Source organism: Aminobacter sp. HY435 (genome assembly GCF_027568395.1).
Taxonomy (GTDB): Bacteria; Pseudomonadota; Alphaproteobacteria; order Rhizobiales; family Rhizobiaceae; genus Aminobacter.
Genome location: NZ_JANKZL010000007.1, coordinates 190,261 through 207,624 on the forward strand (window position 1 = coordinate 190,261; position 17,364 = coordinate 207,624).

Here is a 17,364-nt window from a genome sequence, read left to right on the forward strand (position 1 = left end):
TTGCGTTCCGATCTGAACTCGGCACTGCTATGTGGCACGTGGCGTCGCGGGCGATGGCGACGTCATATTTTCACTAAATCGCAGGTGCAAAGCGGTACAACGACTGTTGTATTGCCATGCAACCATTTGTTGTTTGAACTGGTTATGCGGCAGGTCCGCGACGCCGCAAGGTGGCGCGGATTTTTCTGCCAAACGGACAATGCTGTATATGAATATTCAGACCGACCCACGCCGGATCAACGATGTAGTGCCGAGCTTCCCGGCCGTCGCGGAGCAGCCCATCCGGGCGACCGTGCTGCATGAGGATCGGCTCAGGGCCACGGGCGAAAGCCTGGCGCGCAAGGAGCTGCCATCCTATTTCGGCCTTGGCGGGTTTGATTTCCACGCGCGCATCCGCGAAAGCGCCAAGCGTATCCTTCAGGTCTATCGCGACACCAATGCGGCGCAGGGAAGGGGCGAGCCGATCACGCCTGCCGCGCAATGGCTGCTCGACAACAACTATCTGGTCGAAGAGACGATCTATCAGGTCAAGCGCGACCTGCCGAAGCGCTTCTATCGCGAGCTGCCGACGATGGAGATCGCGCCGGGCCAGTCGGTGCCGCGCGCCCTTGCAATAGCCTGGGTCTACGTCGCCCATTCCGACAGCACTGTTTCGGCGCAGATGTTCAAGGCCATCGTCGAGGGCTACCAGTCCATCGAACCGCTTCAGATCGGCGAGCTCTGGGCGTTGCCGTCGCTTTTGCGCTTCGTGCTGATCGAAAACCTTCGTCGCATCGCGGTGCGCGTCAATCGCGCCCGCGAAATGCGCGCCATCGCCAACGACGTCGCCGACCGCCTGCAAACCGTGCAGGAAAAGGACGACGGCCTGGCCCTGCTGCAGGCCTATGCCGCGCATGCCCGCGACACCACCTTCGCCACGCAGCTTCTGTACCGTTTGCGCGATGGCTCGCAAAATGCCGGTAAGGCATTGAGCTGGCTGGAAAATGAGCTCGAAAAGTCTGGCAGCGACGCCGAAGAGATCATCATCGGCGAGCATCACACGCTGTCGTCAGGAAATGTCACCACCGGCAACATCATCCGCGGCCTGAGGCTCATTGACGACCAGGACTGGACCGTATGGTTCGAGGACGTCAGCCGTGTTGACGCGCTGTTGCGCGAGCGCACGAATTTCGCCCAACTCGATTTCGCGTCGCGCGACCAGTACCGCGCGGCCATCGAGGAACTCGCCCGGCACTCGAAGCTCTCGGAATATCAGGTCGCCGAACGGGCGACGGATTTTGCCGACGCCGAAAAGCCGGTTCCGGAGGGTGCGCCACAACTGCAGAAGGATTGCTCCGACGTTGGCTTCTTCCTTGTCGGGCCACGCCGCCAGGAGCTTGAACGGGCAATCGGATACCGGCCGACGATAGGCCGGCTGGTCAACCGCGCCTTCCGCAAGACCAATTGGCTCGGCATTGCCGTGCCGGTGTTCGCGTTGACCGTGCTGTTGCTGTTCCTCGCCGGCAACGCGCTGGCCGCGCTTGGCCTGCCGGCGGGCGCCATTGCGCTGATGCTGGTGTTGTTTTCGGTGCCGGCCAGCGAAGGCGCGCTGGCCTTCTTCAACACCATCGTGCTCAAGTTCCTCGAACCGACCCGGCTCGTTGGCTACGAGTTCAAGGACGGGGTTCCGGCCGAAGCGCGTACCCTGGTCGTTGTGCCGTCGCTGATCGGTTCGCGTGACGATGTTGACGAGAACATCCGCAACATCGAGGTCCACCACCTCGCCAACATGGCCGGTGAAATCCATTTCGCCGTCTTGTCGGACTGGCCCGACAGCCAGGTCGAGGTGTCGACCGGCGACCGCGAGATCTACGAGTACGCCCGCCGCGAAATCGCCCGGCTGAACCAGCGCTACCCCAGCGAAGGCGCGCCCAGGTTCTACCTGCTGCACCGCCGCCGGCTGCATAATCCCGCGCAGGATTGCTGGATGGGCTGGGAACGCAAGCGCGGCAAGCTGCATGAACTCGACCTGCTGCTGCGTGGCGACGGCGACACCACCTTCCTGCCCACCGACGCGCCGCTGCCGGAGAACGTCATCCATGTCATGACGCTCGACGCCGACACGCGCATGACACGCGGCTCCGTCGCCAAGCTGGTCGGCAAGATGTGCCATCCACTCAACCGGCCGGAGTTCGACGCCGAGCGCCGCGTTGTCACGGCCGGCTACGCCATCCTGCAGCCGCGCGTCACGCCGTCCCTGACCACGGGTGACGAAGCGTCGTTCTTCCAGCGCGTCTTTTCGGCCAACCGCGGCCTCGATCCGTATGTTTTCGCCGTTTCCGATCTCTACCAGGACGTCTTCGGCGAGGGCACCTTCACCGGTAAGGGCCTGTACCACGTCGATGCCATGGAGGCAGCGCTCAAGGGCCGCATCGCTGAAAACACCGTTCTCAGCCACGATCTGCTCGAAGGCGCGCTGGCACGCGCCGCCCTTGTCACCGACGTCGAGGTGGTGGAAGACTACCCGACGCGCTATTCGGTCGACGCCTCGCGGCAGCATCGCTGGGCGCGCGGCGACTGGCAGTTGCTCGGCTTCATCTTCGATCCGAGCTCTGGCGTTCCCGCATTGTCGCGCTGGAAGATGATCGACAACCTGCGCCGCTCGCTGACTCCGATCTTCTGGGTCATGGCGGCCATCGCCGGCTGGACCCTGCTGCCGTTCACCCAGGCCGCGCAATGGCAGGCCTTGCTCATTCTCAGCCTGTTCATGGCGCCGACCTTCGATATCATCGATGCGATCCTGCCGAAGAACCGCGAGGCCACGGCGCGCGGCCATTTCAGCGCGCTGGCCCGCGATCTCGCCTTCGGCACCGCCATGGTGGCGCTCAAGGTCGTGCTGATGGCGCATCTCGCCTGGATGATGGGCGATGCGATCATCCGTACGCTCTATCGTCTGTTTGTCAGCCGCAAGAACCTCCTTGAGTGGCGCACGGCCTCGCAGGCGCACAAGTCCGGCGGCAACGACCTCGCCGCCTACTACCGTATGATGTATGGTGCGGTGATCATCGCCGTCGTTGGCCTGGCGATACCTGTTTTCGCCGACTCGACCGGTGCCTTCGTCGCCTTCGCCTTTGCCATCTTCTGGGCCGGCTCCCCCGCCTTTGCCTGCTTGATCAGCCGCTCGGCGGAGACCGAGGACCGGCTGCACGTCGCGCCATGGGACGTGCACATGCTGCGCACCGTCGCGCGCCGCACCTGGCACTATTTCGAGACCTTCGTCACCCCGGAGCAGAACCACCTTCCGCCGGACAATTTCCAGGAAAATCCGACCGGCGTCATCGCCACGCGCACCTCGCCGACCAACATCGGCGTCTACTTGCTGTCGGTGGTTTCGGCCCGCGATTTCGGCTGGATCAGCCTATCCGACGCAGTCACGCGTATCGACGCCACGATGTCGACCATCGAGAAGATGGAGCGGTTTCGCGGCCATCTCTACAATTGGTACGACACAACGACGCTGCGGCCGCTCTATCCGCTCTATGTCTCGAGCGTGGACAGCGGCAATCTGGCCGGGCACCTGGTCGCCGTCGCCGCCGCCTGTTCGGAATGGGCCGAGGCGCCGTCGGTGCATCTGCAGGGCGATTTCCAGGGCATTCTCGACATCGTTTCAATCATCGAGGAGAGCGTCGCCGAGCTTCCGGACGACCGCCGCCAGCTTCGCCCGTTGCGCCAGCGCCTGATCGACCGGGTCGACGGCATGCGTCGTGCGGTTGAAACCATCAAGTCGCAACCGGAAATGGCCTCGATCCGCACGATCAACCTCGCCGTGCTGTCGGGCGAAATCCGCAAGCTGGCCGGTGCGATCCACACCGAGGCCGCCTCGACCAAAAGCGAGCAGCTGGCCGATTGGGCCAGGACGCTCGAAGTTACCTGCGAGGCCCATGTCAACGACGCCCATAGCGACGATCAAGCGGTTAGCTCACTCCGCGTCAAGCTGATGGAACTGCGCGAGCGCGCCCGCAAGTTCGCCTTCGAGATGAACTTCTCGTTCCTGATGCGCAACGAGCGCAAGCTCTTGTCCATCGGCTATCGTGTCGAGGAGCACCAGCTCGATGAAAGCTGCTACGACCTTCTGGCGTCGGAAGCGCGTCTGACCAGCCTGTTCGCCATCGCCAAGGGCGACGTGCCGACCGAGCATTGGTTCCGCCTGGGCCGCCCGATCGTCGAGATCGGCTTCCAGGGCGCGCTGATGTCGTGGTCCGGCTCGATGTTCGAGTACCTGATGCCGCCGCTGGTGATGAAGGAGCCGCAGGGCGGCATCCTCAACCAGACCAACAAGCTGATCATCCGCCGCCAGATCCAGTATGGCCGCTCGAAGGGCATTCCGTGGGGTATTTCGGAAGCCGCCTACAACGGCCGCGACCGCGAGCTGACCTATCAGTACACCAATTTTGGCGTGCCCGGTCTCGGCCTCAAGCGCGGTCTTGGCCAGAACACCGTCATCGCGCCCTACGCCACCGTGCTTGCCGCGCAGTTCATGCCGGCCGAGGCTACGTCCAACCTCAGGCGCTTGCGCAAGGTCGGGGCGATGGGCCGCTACGGTTACTACGACGCCGTCGACTACACGCCGCAGCGCGTGCCCGAAGGCACCGACCATGCCGTCGTCTACAACTACATGGCCCACCACCAGGGCATGTCGATCGTGTCGATCGCCAACGTCATCTTCGAAGGCAGGATGCGTGACCGCTTCCACAGCGATCAGGTCATCGAGGCGGCCGAACTGCTGCTGCAGGAGAAGGCGCCGCGCGACATTCCTGTCGCAACCGTGCGCACCGAAGTCGCCGAGCACACCAAGGACGAGACCGCCGATCACAGCGCCGACACGCGTCTGTTGCTCAATCCGATGCGGTCGCTGCGGTCGACCAACCTGATGTCGAACGGCCGCTATTCGGTGATGGTGACAGCCACCGGCTCCGGCTACAGCCGCTGGAACGACATGGCGATCACCCGCTGGCAGCCCGATCCGACGGAAGACCGTCTCGGCACCTACCTGTTCCTGCGCGACACCGAGACCGGCGACTGGTGGTCGGCGACGTCCGAACCGAAGCGCGCCACCGGCGAGCAGGTGCAGACGGTGTTCTGCGACGACAAGGCCAACTTCATCAAGACAGTCGGCACGCTGCGCAGCGAGGTCGAGTGCATAGTCGTGTCCGAGGGCAATGGCGAAGCGCGTCGCGTGGTTATCTGGAACGATGCGGCCGTCGATCGCCACATCGAGGTGACGTCGTTCGCCGAACTGGTCCTTGCGCCCGAGGCCAACGACACTGCGCATCCGGCCTTCTCGAAGATGTTCGTCGAGACCGAGATCACGCACAACGGCAGCACCATCCTGGCCACCCGCCGCACGCGGTCCGCCGGCGAGCCTTCGGTCGTTGCCGCGCATTTCGTCACCGATCAGTCTGGTCATGTGCGCGACACCGAGGCCGAAACAGACCGCCGCGCCTTCATTGGGCGCGGGCGCACGATTGCCGACCCGGCAGCGTTCGACCCCGGCGCCAAACTGACTGGCAGCGCGGGCTTCACGCTCGACCCGGTTGCTGCCCTGCGCCGTCGCGTGCGCGTTCCCGCCAACAAGAAGGTGACGCTGACCTTCTGGACCATCGTTGGTGCGACGCGCGAAGAGGTCGAGGAGACGGTCTCGCGGCTCGACCATCCCGAAGGCTACCAGCGTCAGGCGATGCTGTCGTGGACGCGTTCGCAGGTGCAGACCCGCCATCTCGGGCTCAGCCTGGCGGATGCCGCCAATGTGCAGAAGCTGGCGCGGTACCTGATCTATCCGGATCCGTTCCTGCGCCTGTCGGCGGATGCCATTGCTTCCGGGCTCGGTCCGCAATCGGCGCTCTGGCCGATGGCGATTTCCGGCGACTTCCCGATCCTGGCAATCAGGATCGGCGACATCGCCGACATCGAGATCGTCGCCCAGGCGCTGCGCTTCCAGGAGTACATGCGCGCCCGCGGCCTCGTTGCCGATCTGGTCATCGTCAACGAGCAGGCCTCGTCCTATGTCCAGGACCTGCAGCAGGCGATCGAGCATCTGTGCGAGAACAGCCGCCTGCGCGGCAAGGAGCTCGGGCCGCGCCAGCATATCTTCGCGGTCCGGCGCGATCTGATGGACGAGGCGTCGTATCGCACGCTTCTGGCGGTCTCCCGTGTCTGCCTGCACACCCGCAACGGCACCATCTTCGACCAGATCGAACGCGCCGAAGCGGCCGCCTTGCTGGCGCGCGATGCCCTGGCGCAGTCGCAGACCCCCGACAGACCTGTCGCGCCTGTCTCGCAGATGCCCGCCTCGCGCGGCGCCCGCAAGGCGTCGGGCGAGGGCCTGGCCTATTGGAACGGTTTCGGCGGCTTCGACGCCGGCGGCCGCGACTACGTCGTGCGTCTCAACGGCCAGCGTACGACGCCGCAGCCGTGGATCAACGTCGTCGCCAACAGCGGGTTCGGATTCCATTCGTCCGCCGAGGGAGCGACGTTTACCTGGAGCCGCAACAGCCGCGACTACCAGCTGACGCCATGGACCAACGATCCGGTCACCAACCGGCCGGGCGAGGCAGTCTACATTGTCGACAAGGCCAGTGGGCGGACCTACTCGCCGATCGCCGCTGTCGTGCGCGAGGCGGGCGCCGCCTATGAGGCGCGACATGGCCAGGGCTATTCGACTTTCAAGTCCAAGCGCGGCACCTTGGGCACCGAGCTGACCCATCTGGTCGACCCGGCCGACCCGGTCAGGGTCTCGCGCCTGCGCATCGAAAATTCCGGTGCGGTGGCAGCCAAGGTCCGGGTCTACGCATATGCCGAATGGGTACTTGGCAGCAGCCGCGCCAAGACCGCGCCCAACATCGTTCCGTCGGTCGACGACAAGACGGGCGCCATGTTCGCGCGCAACAGCTACGGACTCGATTTTGGCGAACGCGTCGCGTTCATGGCGATCAGTGGCAAGGCCAGCTCTTTGACTGCCGACCGCCACGAGTTCATCGGCTCCGGCGGATCGGTCGACGCCCCGCGGGCGGTGACGCTCGCTGCCGAGCTGTCGGGCCGCGTCGAGGCGGGCGTCGATCCGTGCGCCGCCATTGCCCACGACGTCGAGGTGCCCGCAGGCGGCTCGGTGTCGCTGCTATGGCTGCTTGGCGATGCCGGCTCCGAGGGAGAGGCGAGCGACCTTGTCGCGCGTCATCTCAAGGTTGATTTCGATACCAGGCTGGCGGACAACCAACGTGACTGGCGCTGCTTCCTCGACACCATCCAGGTTGAGACGCCGGACAAGGCGCTCGACGCGATGGTCAACAACTGGCTGCCGTACCAGAGCCTGGCCTGCCGTATCAGGGCCCGTTCGGCCTTCTACCAGGCAAGCGGCGCGTTTGGCTTCCGCGACCAGCTGCAAGACACGTTGGCGCTGTTGATGCACGACGCAAATCTGGCGCGTGGACAGATATTGAACGCCGCCAGCCGCCAGTTCGCGGAAGGCGACGTCCAGCATTGGTGGTTGCCACGTACTGGCGCTGGCGTGCGCACCATGATTTCCGACGACGTCGTCTGGCTGGCCAGCGCTGCTGCCCGCTATGTTGCCGTCACCGGCGACAAGGCGATCCTTGCCGAGCAGTTGACGTTCCTTGAAGGGCCGGCGCTGAAACCGGGCGAACACGATGCGTTCTTCACGCCCGATCGTTCGAGCAAGAAGGCCACGCTCTACGAGCATTGCGCGCGCGCGCTCGACCTTGCCATCAAGCGGACCGCCAAGAACGGTTTGCCGCTGATCCTCGGCGGCGACTGGAACGACGGCATGAACCGCGTTGGCGAGGGCGGCAAGGGCGACAGCGTCTGGCTTGGCTGGTTCCTGCTGAGGACATTGGGCGAATTCGCCCAACTGGCCAAGGCTGAGGGCGACGCCAAGCGCGCCGGCGCCTGGGAAAAGCATGCGGCTTCTCTCAAGCGTGCGCTGGAGAACGCGGCATGGGACGGCGAGTGGTATCGCCGCGGCAGCTTCGACGACGGCTCGCCGCTCGGCTCGCGCCATTCCGACGAGTGCAAGATCGACTCTATCGCCCAGTCGTGGAGCGTGATCTCGGGCGAAGGCGACCCGGCGCGGTCACGCACCGCCATGGACCAGGCCACCGCCGCGCTGGTCGACAACGAGCTTGGCATCATCAAGCTGTTCTCGCCGCCATTCTCGAAGACCGCCAAGGACCCGGGCTATATCAAGGCCTATCCGCCGGGGGTGCGCGAGAACGGCGGGCAGTACACCCACGCCGCGATCTGGTTTGTCATCGCCCTGGCCGAAATGGGACAGGTGGATGAAGCCTATCGCTGCTTCTCCATGCTCAACCCGGTCAACCACGCGCTCGATGAAAAGGCCGCCGAGACTTATCGCGTCGAGCCCTACGTCGTGGCAGCCGACGTCTATGCCGACCCTTCGAAGGCCGGCCGGGGCGGCTGGACCTGGTACACCGGCTCGTCCGGCTGGCTCTATCGAGCGGCAGTGGAAAGTATTCTCGGCATCACCCGCCGAGGTGACCGACTGGTGGTTTCGCCCGCCATCCCCAAACATTGGGAAGGGTATTCGGCCACGCTGCGTATGGGTGGCGCCGTCTACAGGTTGCGGGTGGTCAGGGACAAGGCCACTAAGGCTGCGAAGGCGGACGTTGACGGCGTCAAGGGCAAGGACGGGTCCTTTGCCATGCGCGACAGCGGGGAGATCGAGGTCGTGGTCCGCATTCCGGCTTAGGCCGGAGCGGGCTGCGACGCCAAGTAACGTGGTTTCGTCATTATTTTGCCGCAACCATGCCTTTTTTCCTTATTTCTCAATTCCTTATCGCATCACACCAGATTACTGGCCGTTGAAATGTTTTGTTCGATATTTTTGAACGTAGCGGCTATGTGCGCATTGTCTTGCGGACTGGCGGTCGCTATCTATCGGCCGTTGTGCAGTGCACAATAAAGGGACGGACGGGACTCAAGGGGTACCAAAGTGTCGTTGCTTGAGGTTTATTGGAGAGCGCTCCGCTATCTTGCCGCTGACGGCAGGAAGGTTGCGCTCATTTGCGCCGCCAACATCGTGCTGGCGATCGTCACCATTGCAGAACCGATCCTCTTCGGACGCATCATCGATGCCATAGCCGAGAAATCGGAAGTCGTTCCAACCATGGCGCTGTGGGCGGGCTTCGGTGCGTTCAACATCGTAGCCTTCGTTCTGGTCGCCCGTGGCGCAGACCGCCTGGCCCATGCCCGGCGTGGCGAAGTGCTGTGCCAGTCTTTCGAACGCGTCGTCACCATGCCGCTGTCCTGGCACCAGCAGCGCGGCACCTCGCATTCGCTGCACACCCTGCTGCGCGCGGTCGACTCGCTGTTTACGCTGTGGCTCGAATTCATGCGCACGCATCTTTCGACCGCCGTTGCCCTTGTGCTGCTCGTTCCGACCGCGTTTTCGCTCGATGTCCGCATGTCCCTGGTGCTGATTGCGCTCGGCGCGCTGTACGTCGCCATCGGCCGCCTGGTCATGCGCAAGACCAAGGAAGGCCAGGCCATGGTCGAGCGTCACCACCACAAGGTGTTCTCTCACGTCTCTGACTCGGTCAGCAACGTCGCTGTTCTGCAGAGCTACAACCGCCTCGGCCAGGAAACGGAATCGCTGCGCAGCTTCGTTCAGGCGCTGATCACCGCCCAGAACCCAGTCCTGGACTGGTGGGCGCTGGCTTCGGCGATGCATCGCCTGGCGTCGACGATTTCGATGATGGTCGTTCTGCTGATCGGCGCCTATCTGGTCACGGAGGGCCAGTTGCGTATCGGCGACATCGTTGCCTTCACCGGCTTTGCCACGCTTCTGATCAGCCGCCTCGACCAGGTCTCGAATTTCGTGAACCAGATCTTCGACGCCCGGTCGAAGCTGGAAGAGTTCTACCGCATGGAAGACACGGCCGGCGATCATCGTGAGCCGGAAGGCCTGCGTGAGCTTGAAAACGTCACCGGTCACGTCCGCTTCGAAAACGTCAGCTTTGAATTCCCGAATTCGGGGCAGGGCGTGCGCGACGTGTCGTTCGAGGTCAGCGCCGGCCAGACGGTCGCCATCGTCGGCCCGACGGGCGCCGGCAAGACCACGCTCATCAACCTGCTGCAGCGCGTCCACACGCCCGAGCATGGCCGCATCCTCGTCGATGGTATCGACACCCGCACGGTGACCCGCAAGTCGCTGCGCCATTCGATCGCGACCGTGTTCCAGGACGCCGGGCTGCTCAACCGCTCGATCGAGGACAATATTCGCCTCGGCCGCGCCGGCGCCAGCAACGAGGAAGTCCACGCCGCAGCCAGCGCGGCGGCTGCGCAGGATTTCATCCTGTCGAAAAGCGAAGGTTACGACACAAGCGTCGGCGAACGCGGCGGCGCGTTGTCGGGCGGCGAGCGCCAGCGCATCGCCATCGCCCGCGCCATCCTCAAGAGCGCGCCGATCCTCGTGCTCGACGAAGCGACAAGCGCGCTCGACGTCGAGACAGAGAACCGCGTCAAGGATGCCATCGACATGCTGCGCGATGGACGAACGACGTTCATCATCGCCCATCGCCTCAGCACCGTGCGTGATGCCGACCTGGTCGTCTTCATGGATCATGGCCATGTCGTCGAGATGGGCGGTTTTGCCGAGCTTTCCGCCCGCAATGGCCGCTTCGCCTCGCTGCTTCGCGCCGGCGGCCTGCTCAACGACGACGAGGTGCGTCGCGTTACCCATGTCGAGGCTGCGGCCTGATCGCATAGGCCTGCATCCTCTGCAATTCGGCGGGGCGCTTCGGCGCCCCGTTTGTCTTTGAGCGCATGTGTGGACATCGCCTGGCCGGCCCCGCCTGAAGCTCGCCGCGACGTCGCGGCCGATTGCAGCGCAGCCGCAGTGGGGTTAATTAGCATCCATGACCCAGACGACCTCGCAATCCCGGCGCATCAGCGATCTCGCCAACCCGACACGCTTCATCGCCTTGGTGGACAAGCTTGTCCCATGGCTGGCCGCGATGTCGGCGCTTGCGCTTGGCATCGGGCTCTATCTTGCCTTCGCCGCGCCGGAAGATTTCCAGCAGGGCATTACCGTCCGCATCATGTACATCCACGTGCCTTTCGCCTGGTTGTCGATGATGTGTTACTCGGTCATGGCGATCTCCGCTTTGGGTACGCTGGTCTGGCGCCATCCGCTGGCTGATGTCGCGTTGAAGTCGGCCGCCCCGGTTGGTGCGGTGTTCACCGCGCTCGCCCTGCTGACGGGGTCGATCTGGGGCAAGCCGATGTGGGGCACCTGGTGGGTCTGGGACGCCCGGCTGACGTCGGTGTTCGTGCTGTTCCTGATGTATCTCGGCATCATCGCGCTGACCCGCGCGCTCGATGACCCCGCGCGTTCCGCCCGTGCAGCCGCGGTCATCACGCTGGTCGGTTTCGTCAACATTCCGATCATCAAGTTCTCGGTCGAATGGTGGAACACGCTGCACCAGCCGGCCTCGGTGTTCCGCATGGACGGTCCGACCATCGACCCGTCCATGCTCTGGCCCCTGATGATCATGGCGCTTGGCTTTACCCTTCTGTTCTTCACCCTGCATCTAATGGTGATGCGCACCGAGATCTTGCGCCGTCGCGTCATGGCGATGCGCCAGATCGCAGCCCGCAGGGCGGAGCGCCAGCAGACAGCCTGAAAGCTGCCCTTCGGAGGACGACGCCATGTGGCCCGATCGTAGAATTCTTGATCTGTTGGGCCTTGAGCTTCCGATCCTGCAAGCGCCGATGGCAGGTCCCGTCGAGTCCGAAATGGTCATCGCCGTTTCCGAAGCCGGCGGCATGGGTGGGCTGCCCTGCGCGCTGATGACGCCCGAGAAAGCCCGAACGGAACTCGGCATCATCCGCCAGCGCACGTCGCGGCCGATCAATGTCAATTTCTTCTGCCACCGGCAGCCCGAGGACGATCCGGCGCGGGAGGCGGCGTGGAAGAAGCGGCTCGAGCCCTTCTATGTCGAACTTGGTCTCGATCCGTCGGCCCCGACGCCGCGCTCGGCGCGCGCGCCGTTCGATGAAGAGTTCTGCGGCATCGTCGAGGAATTCCGGCCGGAGGTGGTCAGCTTCCATTTCGGCCTGCCGGACGCCGCCCTGCTTGACCGGGTCAAGGCGGCTGGCGCCAAGGTACTGGCTTCGGCAACAACTGCCGACGAGGCGGCGTGGCTGGAGCAACACGGTTGCGACGCGATCATCGCGCAGGGAGCCGAGGCCGGTGGCCATCGCGGCATCTTCCTGACCGACGACGTCGCCAACCAGCCCGGAACCTTCGCGCTGGTGCCGCAAGTGGTGGATGCGGTCAGGCTGCCGGTCATCGCCGCGGGCGGCATCGCCGACGCACGCGGCATTGTCGCCGCCTTCGCGCTTGGCGCGTCAGCCGTCCAGATCGGCACCGCCTATCTGTTTTGTCCCGAGGCCAAGGTCGCGCCACCGCACCGGCAGGCGCTGCGCGCCGCCAAGGACGATCACACCGCGCTGACCAATGTCTTCACCGGCCGCCCGGCGCGCGGCATCGTCAATCGGATCATGCGCGAAGTTGGCCCGATCTCGGATATCGCCCCGGCGTTTCCGCTGGCTGGCGGCGCGCTGGCGCCCCTCAGGGCGGCATCGGAGCCAAAGGGCTCCGGCGATTTCATGTCGCTGTGGTCGGGCCAGGCGGCCCGCCTCGGCCGCGAGATGCCGGCCGGCGAACTGACCCGCGCGCTTGCCGCCGAGGCCTTGGCGCTGTTTCCGAAACTCGCGGGATGATCCCGCCCGCCGGTAGGACTGGCCGCTACGCGTCCGTTGTCATGGGGTCAGCGTCCGACGCACAGCGTCGTGCCAGCCCTTGAGCTTGGCGGTGCGCAGCTTGGGCTCCATGTCCGGCTTGAACTGGCGGTCGAGCGCCCATGCCTTGGCGAATTCCTTCGCCTTCGGCCAGACGCCGGCCCGCGAACCCGCCAGCCATGCGGCGCCCAGCGCCGTCGTCTCCAGCACGGTCGGGCGGTCAACCGGCGCATCGAGGATGTCGGCCAGCCGCTGCATGGTCCAGTCCGAGGCGACCATGCCGCCATCGACGCGCAACACCGTCTTGCCGTTCTTGGTCTTCCAGTCCTTCTTCATCGCGTCGAGCAGGTCGCGGGTCTGATAGGCAACGGACTCCAATGCTGCCCGGGCGAATTCGGCAGGGCCGGTGTTGCGTGTCAGGCCGTAGATCGCTCCGCGCGCCTCGGCATCCCAATGGGGCGCGCCGAGACCGACGAAGGCCGGCACCAGATAGACGTTCTGGTTGTCGTCGGCATGCGCCGCGAGCTCGCCGCTGTGCTCGGCCTTGCCGATCACCTTGATGCCGTCGCGCAACCATTGCACGGCAGCCCCCGCAACGAAGATCGAGCCTTCGAGTGCATAGGTCGTCTTGCCGTCGAGCCGGTAGGCGATGGTTGTCAGCAGCCGGTTCTTTGACCGGACGATGTCGCTCCCGGTGTTGAGGATGGCGAAGCACCCCGTTCCATAGGTCGACTTCATCATGCCCGGGTCGAAGCAGGCCTGGCCGATGGTCGCCGCCTGCTGGTCGCCGGCGACGCCGAGGATCGGTATCTCTGCGCCAAACAGGCTCTTTTCGGTGACCCCATAGTCGTCGGCGCAGTCCTTGACCTGTGGCAACATGACGGCCGGAATGCGCAGGATGTCGAGCAACTCGGCGTCCCAGAGGTTCTTTTCGATGTTGTAGACCAGCGTGCGCGAGGCATTGGTGGCGTCTGTGGCATGCACCTTGCCGCCGGTAAGCCGCCAGATCAGGAAGCTGTCGATGGTTCCGGCCAGGAGTTCGCCGCGCTCGGCGCGCTTGCGTGCGCCTTTCACCTTGTCGAGCAGCCAGGCGATCTTGGTGCCGGAGAAATAGGGATCGAGCAGCAGCCCGGTCTTCTTGGTAAAGCGTGGCTCGAGGCCCTGCTTCTTGAGCTTGGCGCACAGCTCCGCGGTCCGGCGATCCTGCCAGACGATGGCGTTGTGGATCGGCTTGCCCGTCGCCTTGTCCCAGATAACCACGGTTTCGCGCTGGTTGGTGATGCCGATGGCGGCGATGTCCGCGGCAGTCTTGCCCGCTTTCGCAAGGGCGGTCTTGCATGTGTCGACCACGCTGCGCCAGATCTCCTCCGGATCGTGCTCGACCCAGCCGGAATCGGGAAAATGCTGGGTGAATTCCTTCTGGCCGACGCCGACAACCTTCATCGACGCATCGAACACGATTGCCCGACTGGATGTCGTGCCTTGGTCGATGGCCAAAACGAAACCGCTCATTTCCAAACTCCTGCAGTCACTTGCACAAATAGGGGAGACGGCAGTGCGCCGTCTCCCCGGATAGTTGGCCGGGCGAAAGCTTCGCCCGAAATGTTTACTTGCTCCAGCTCTTCACCAGCTCGTCGTAGTTGACGGTGATCGGCTTTTCCTTTTCGTTCTCGATCTTCAGCTGCGGCGCGAGATTGCCGGCCTTGACCGCTTCCGCATTCCAGTAGGCGAGGTCGTGCTCTTCCGCCATCTTCGGGCCGATGTCGCCCTGGATGCCGGCACGTTCGAGCCGTTCCATCACCTTTTCCTGCTCGGCGCACAGCGAGTCCATGGCTTCCTGTGCCGTCTTGGCGCCGGAAGACGCATCGCCGATCGCCTGCCACCACAGCTGAGCCAGCTTCGGGTAGTCAGGCACGTTGGTGCCGGTTGGCGACCACTGCACCCGGGCCGGCGAGCGGTAGAACTCGATCAGGCCGCCAAGCTGCGGCGCGCGGTCGGTGAAGCTCTTGTGATCGAGCGTCGACTGCCGCACGAAGGTCAGGCCGACATGGCTCTTCTTCGTGTCCACCGTCTTGGATGTGACGAACTGGGCATACAGCCAGGCCGCCTTGGCGCGATCCTCCGGCGTTGACTTGAGGATCGTCCAGGACCCGACGTCCTGGTAGCCGAGCTTCATGCCGTCCTTCCAGTAGACGCCGTGCGGCGAGGGCGCCATGCGCCACTTCGGCGTGCCGTCCTCGTTCATCACGGGCAGGCCGGGCTTGACCATGTCGGCCGTGAACGCGGTGTACCAGAAGATCTGCTGGGCAATCGCGCCCTGGGCCGGCACGGGGCCGGATTCCGAGAAGGTCATGCCCTGGGCTTCCGGCGGCGCATAGGCCTTCAGCCAGTCGAGATACTTGACGATCGAGTAGACCGAGGCAGGGCCATTGGTGTCGCCGCCGCGTGCCACGCACGAGCCGACGGGCTGCGACTTGTCGTTGACCTTGATGCCCCATTCGTCGACCGGCAGGCCGTTCGGCAGGCCCTTGTCGCCATTGCCGGCCATCGACAGCCAGGCATCGGTGAAACGCCAGCCGAGCGAGGGGTCCTTCTTGCCGTAGTCCATGTGGCCATAGACCTTCTGGCCGTTGATGTCGCGGCCGGTGAAGAACGCGGCGATGTCCTCATAGGCCGACCAGTTGACCGGAACGCCGAGGTCGTAGCCGTATTTCGCCTTGAAGTCGGCCTTGTTTTTCTCGTCGTTGAACCAGTCGTAGCGGAACCAGTACAGGTTGGCGAACTGCTGGTCGGGAAGCTGGTAGAGCTTGCCGTCAGGAGCAGTCGTGAACTTGGAGCCGATGAAGTCGGCGAGGTCGAGGCCCGGATTGGTGACGTCCTTGCCCTCGTTGGCCATCCAGTCGGTCAGGCTGCGCGCCTGCTGGTAGCGCCAGTGCGTGCCGATCAGGTCGGAGTCGTTGACATAGGCGTCATAGATGTTTTCGCCCGACTGCATCTGGGTCTGGAGCTTTTCGATGACGTCACCTTCGCCGATCAGGTCGTGGGTGATCTTGATGCCGGTGATGTCGGTAAACGCCTTGGCGAGCGTCTTTGATTCATATTCGTGCGTGGTGATGGTTTCCGAAACGACCTTGATATCCATGCCGGCGAAAGGTTTCGCGGCATCGATGAACCACTGCATTTCGGCTTCCTGTGCGGCGCGATCGAGCGCCGATTGGTCCTTGATCTCGGTATCGAGGAAGGCTTTCGCCTCGTCCATCCCGGCAAATGCATTGCTGGCCCCCAAGAGCAGGGCGATCACGCTGGTTGACGTCAAGATTTTCAGTCGCATTCCAGTCCTCCCAAACAAGGTTGCAATTGCCTTTTGGCGCCGCGGCGTGCTTGCCGCGGTTCCAACATTTCTCGCCCTAGACGAAGCGGAATACGCCGATAGCGTAGACCACGCAGAGAGCGAGAGCCCACCACAGGTTGGGTCCGACGAGACCCAGCCATGCGAGATTGATGAAAGCGCTGCCGAGTAGCGAGACGAACAGCCTGTCGCCCCGCGTCGTCTCGAAGCGCAGCACGCCGACGCGCGGATTGCCGCCGGGCGAGAAATATTCCCACACGCACATGCCGGCGAGCATAAGGAAGATGGTGGTGAAGAAGGCTGCTGTGGGCAGCGTCCAGGCCATCCAGGAAAAGTCCATCTCAGCGCTCCCTCAGACCCGGCCCAGGGCAAAGCCCTTGGCGATGTAGTTGCGGACGAACCAGATCACGAGCGCGCCAGGAATGATGGTCAGCACGCCGGCCGCGGCGAGCACGCCCCAGTCCATGCCCGAGGCGGAGACGGTGCGGGTCATGATCGCGGCGATCGGCTTGGCGTCGGTCGTGGTCAGCGTGCGGGCGATCAGCAGTTCCACCCACGAAAACATGAAGCAGAAGAATGCCGCGACCCCGATGCCGCTTGCGATCAGCGGCACGAAGATCTTGAGGAAGAAGCGCGGGAACGAATAGCCATCGATATAGGCGGTCTCGTCGATCTCCTTCGGCACGCCCGACATGAAGCCTTCGAGGATCCACACGGCCAGCGGCACGTTGAACAGGCAGTGCGCCAGCGCAACGGCGATGTGCGTGTCGATCAGGCCGAAGGCCGAATAAAGCTGGAAGAAGGGCAGGGCGAACACCGCCGGCGGCGCCATTCGGTTGGTCAGAAGCCAGAAGAACAGGTGCTTGTCGCCGAGAAAGCGATAGCGCGAGAAGGCGTAGGCGGCCGGCAGGGCGACGGCGATCGAGATCGCGGTGTTCATCACCACATAGATGATCGAGTTGATGTAGCCCTTGTACCAGGACGGGTCGGAGAAGATGACGCCGTAGTTGCGCAGCGTCGGGTTCTGTGGCCACAGCGAGAACGTGCCGAGGATCTCCTGGTTCGACTTGAAGCTCATGTTGATGAGCCAGTAGATCGGCAGCATCAGGAAGATGATGTAGAGCGTCGGCACCAGCCACCAGAGCCGCGATTCCTCGCCACGCCGGCGCATGCGCCTGGCCAGCGCCTCGTTGAAGGCG

8 protein-coding genes are annotated in these 17,364 nt (G+C 64.1%); 4 read left to right on the plus strand and 4 right to left on the minus strand.

What is annotated here, in order from left to right:
* Nucleotides 1-208 precede the first annotated feature (208 nt).
* The 4 genes from PCJ21_RS12305 to PCJ21_RS12320 all read left to right on the plus strand — a co-directional run bounded on the left by PCJ21_RS12305 (nucleotide 209) and on the right by PCJ21_RS12320 (nucleotide 12,798).
* A complete protein-coding gene (locus PCJ21_RS12305) occupies nucleotides 209-8,761 on the plus strand; it encodes a GH36-type glycosyl hydrolase domain-containing protein (protein WP_269931693.1) in 8,553 nt (2,850 codons plus the stop codon).
* A gap of 243 nt (nucleotides 8,762-9,004) precedes the next feature.
* Nucleotides 9,005-10,771 (plus strand): glucan ABC transporter ATP-binding protein/ permease, encoded by a 1,767-nt coding sequence (locus PCJ21_RS12310; protein ID WP_269931694.1) that lies wholly within the window; start codon nucleotides 9,005-9,007, stop codon nucleotides 10,769-10,771.
* Between the two features lie 157 nt (nucleotides 10,772-10,928).
* Nucleotides 10,929-11,696, plus strand: a complete 768-nt coding sequence (locus tag PCJ21_RS12315) for a heme ABC transporter permease (protein ID WP_269931695.1) — start codon at nucleotides 10,929-10,931, stop codon at nucleotides 11,694-11,696.
* 25 nt (nucleotides 11,697-11,721) lie between these two features.
* Nucleotides 11,722-12,798, plus strand: coding sequence for an NAD(P)H-dependent flavin oxidoreductase (locus tag PCJ21_RS12320; protein WP_269931696.1), 1,077 nt, complete (start codon nucleotides 11,722-11,724; stop codon nucleotides 12,796-12,798).
* Nucleotides 12,799-12,837: 39 nt separating this feature from the next.
* Here the strand turns inward: PCJ21_RS12320 and glpK are convergent, their stop codons facing one another.
* The 4 genes from glpK to PCJ21_RS12340 all read right to left on the minus strand — a co-directional run bounded on the left by glpK (nucleotide 12,838) and on the right by PCJ21_RS12340 (nucleotide 17,336).
* The gene (gene glpK, locus PCJ21_RS12325) at nucleotides 12,838-14,328 is read right to left on the minus strand and encodes a glycerol kinase GlpK (RefSeq protein ID WP_269931697.1); all 1,491 of its coding nucleotides are present in this window, start codon (nucleotides 14,326-14,328) and stop codon (nucleotides 12,838-12,840) included.
* 94 nt (nucleotides 14,329-14,422) lie between these two features.
* Nucleotides 14,423-16,147, minus strand: coding sequence for an ABC transporter substrate-binding protein (locus PCJ21_RS12330; RefSeq protein ID WP_269931698.1), 1,725 nt, complete (start codon nucleotides 16,145-16,147; stop codon nucleotides 14,423-14,425).
* 76 nt (nucleotides 16,148-16,223) lie between these two features.
* A complete protein-coding gene (locus PCJ21_RS12335; RefSeq protein ID WP_269931699.1) occupies nucleotides 16,224-16,505 on the minus strand; it encodes a DUF2160 domain-containing protein in 282 nt (93 codons plus the stop codon).
* A 12-nt stretch (nucleotides 16,506-16,517) separates the two neighbouring features.
* Complete coding sequence (locus tag PCJ21_RS12340) at nucleotides 16,518-17,336, minus strand: carbohydrate ABC transporter permease (protein ID WP_269931773.1); 819 nt, start codon at nucleotides 17,334-17,336, stop codon at nucleotides 16,518-16,520.
* Nucleotides 17,337-17,364: the final 28 nt, after the last annotated feature.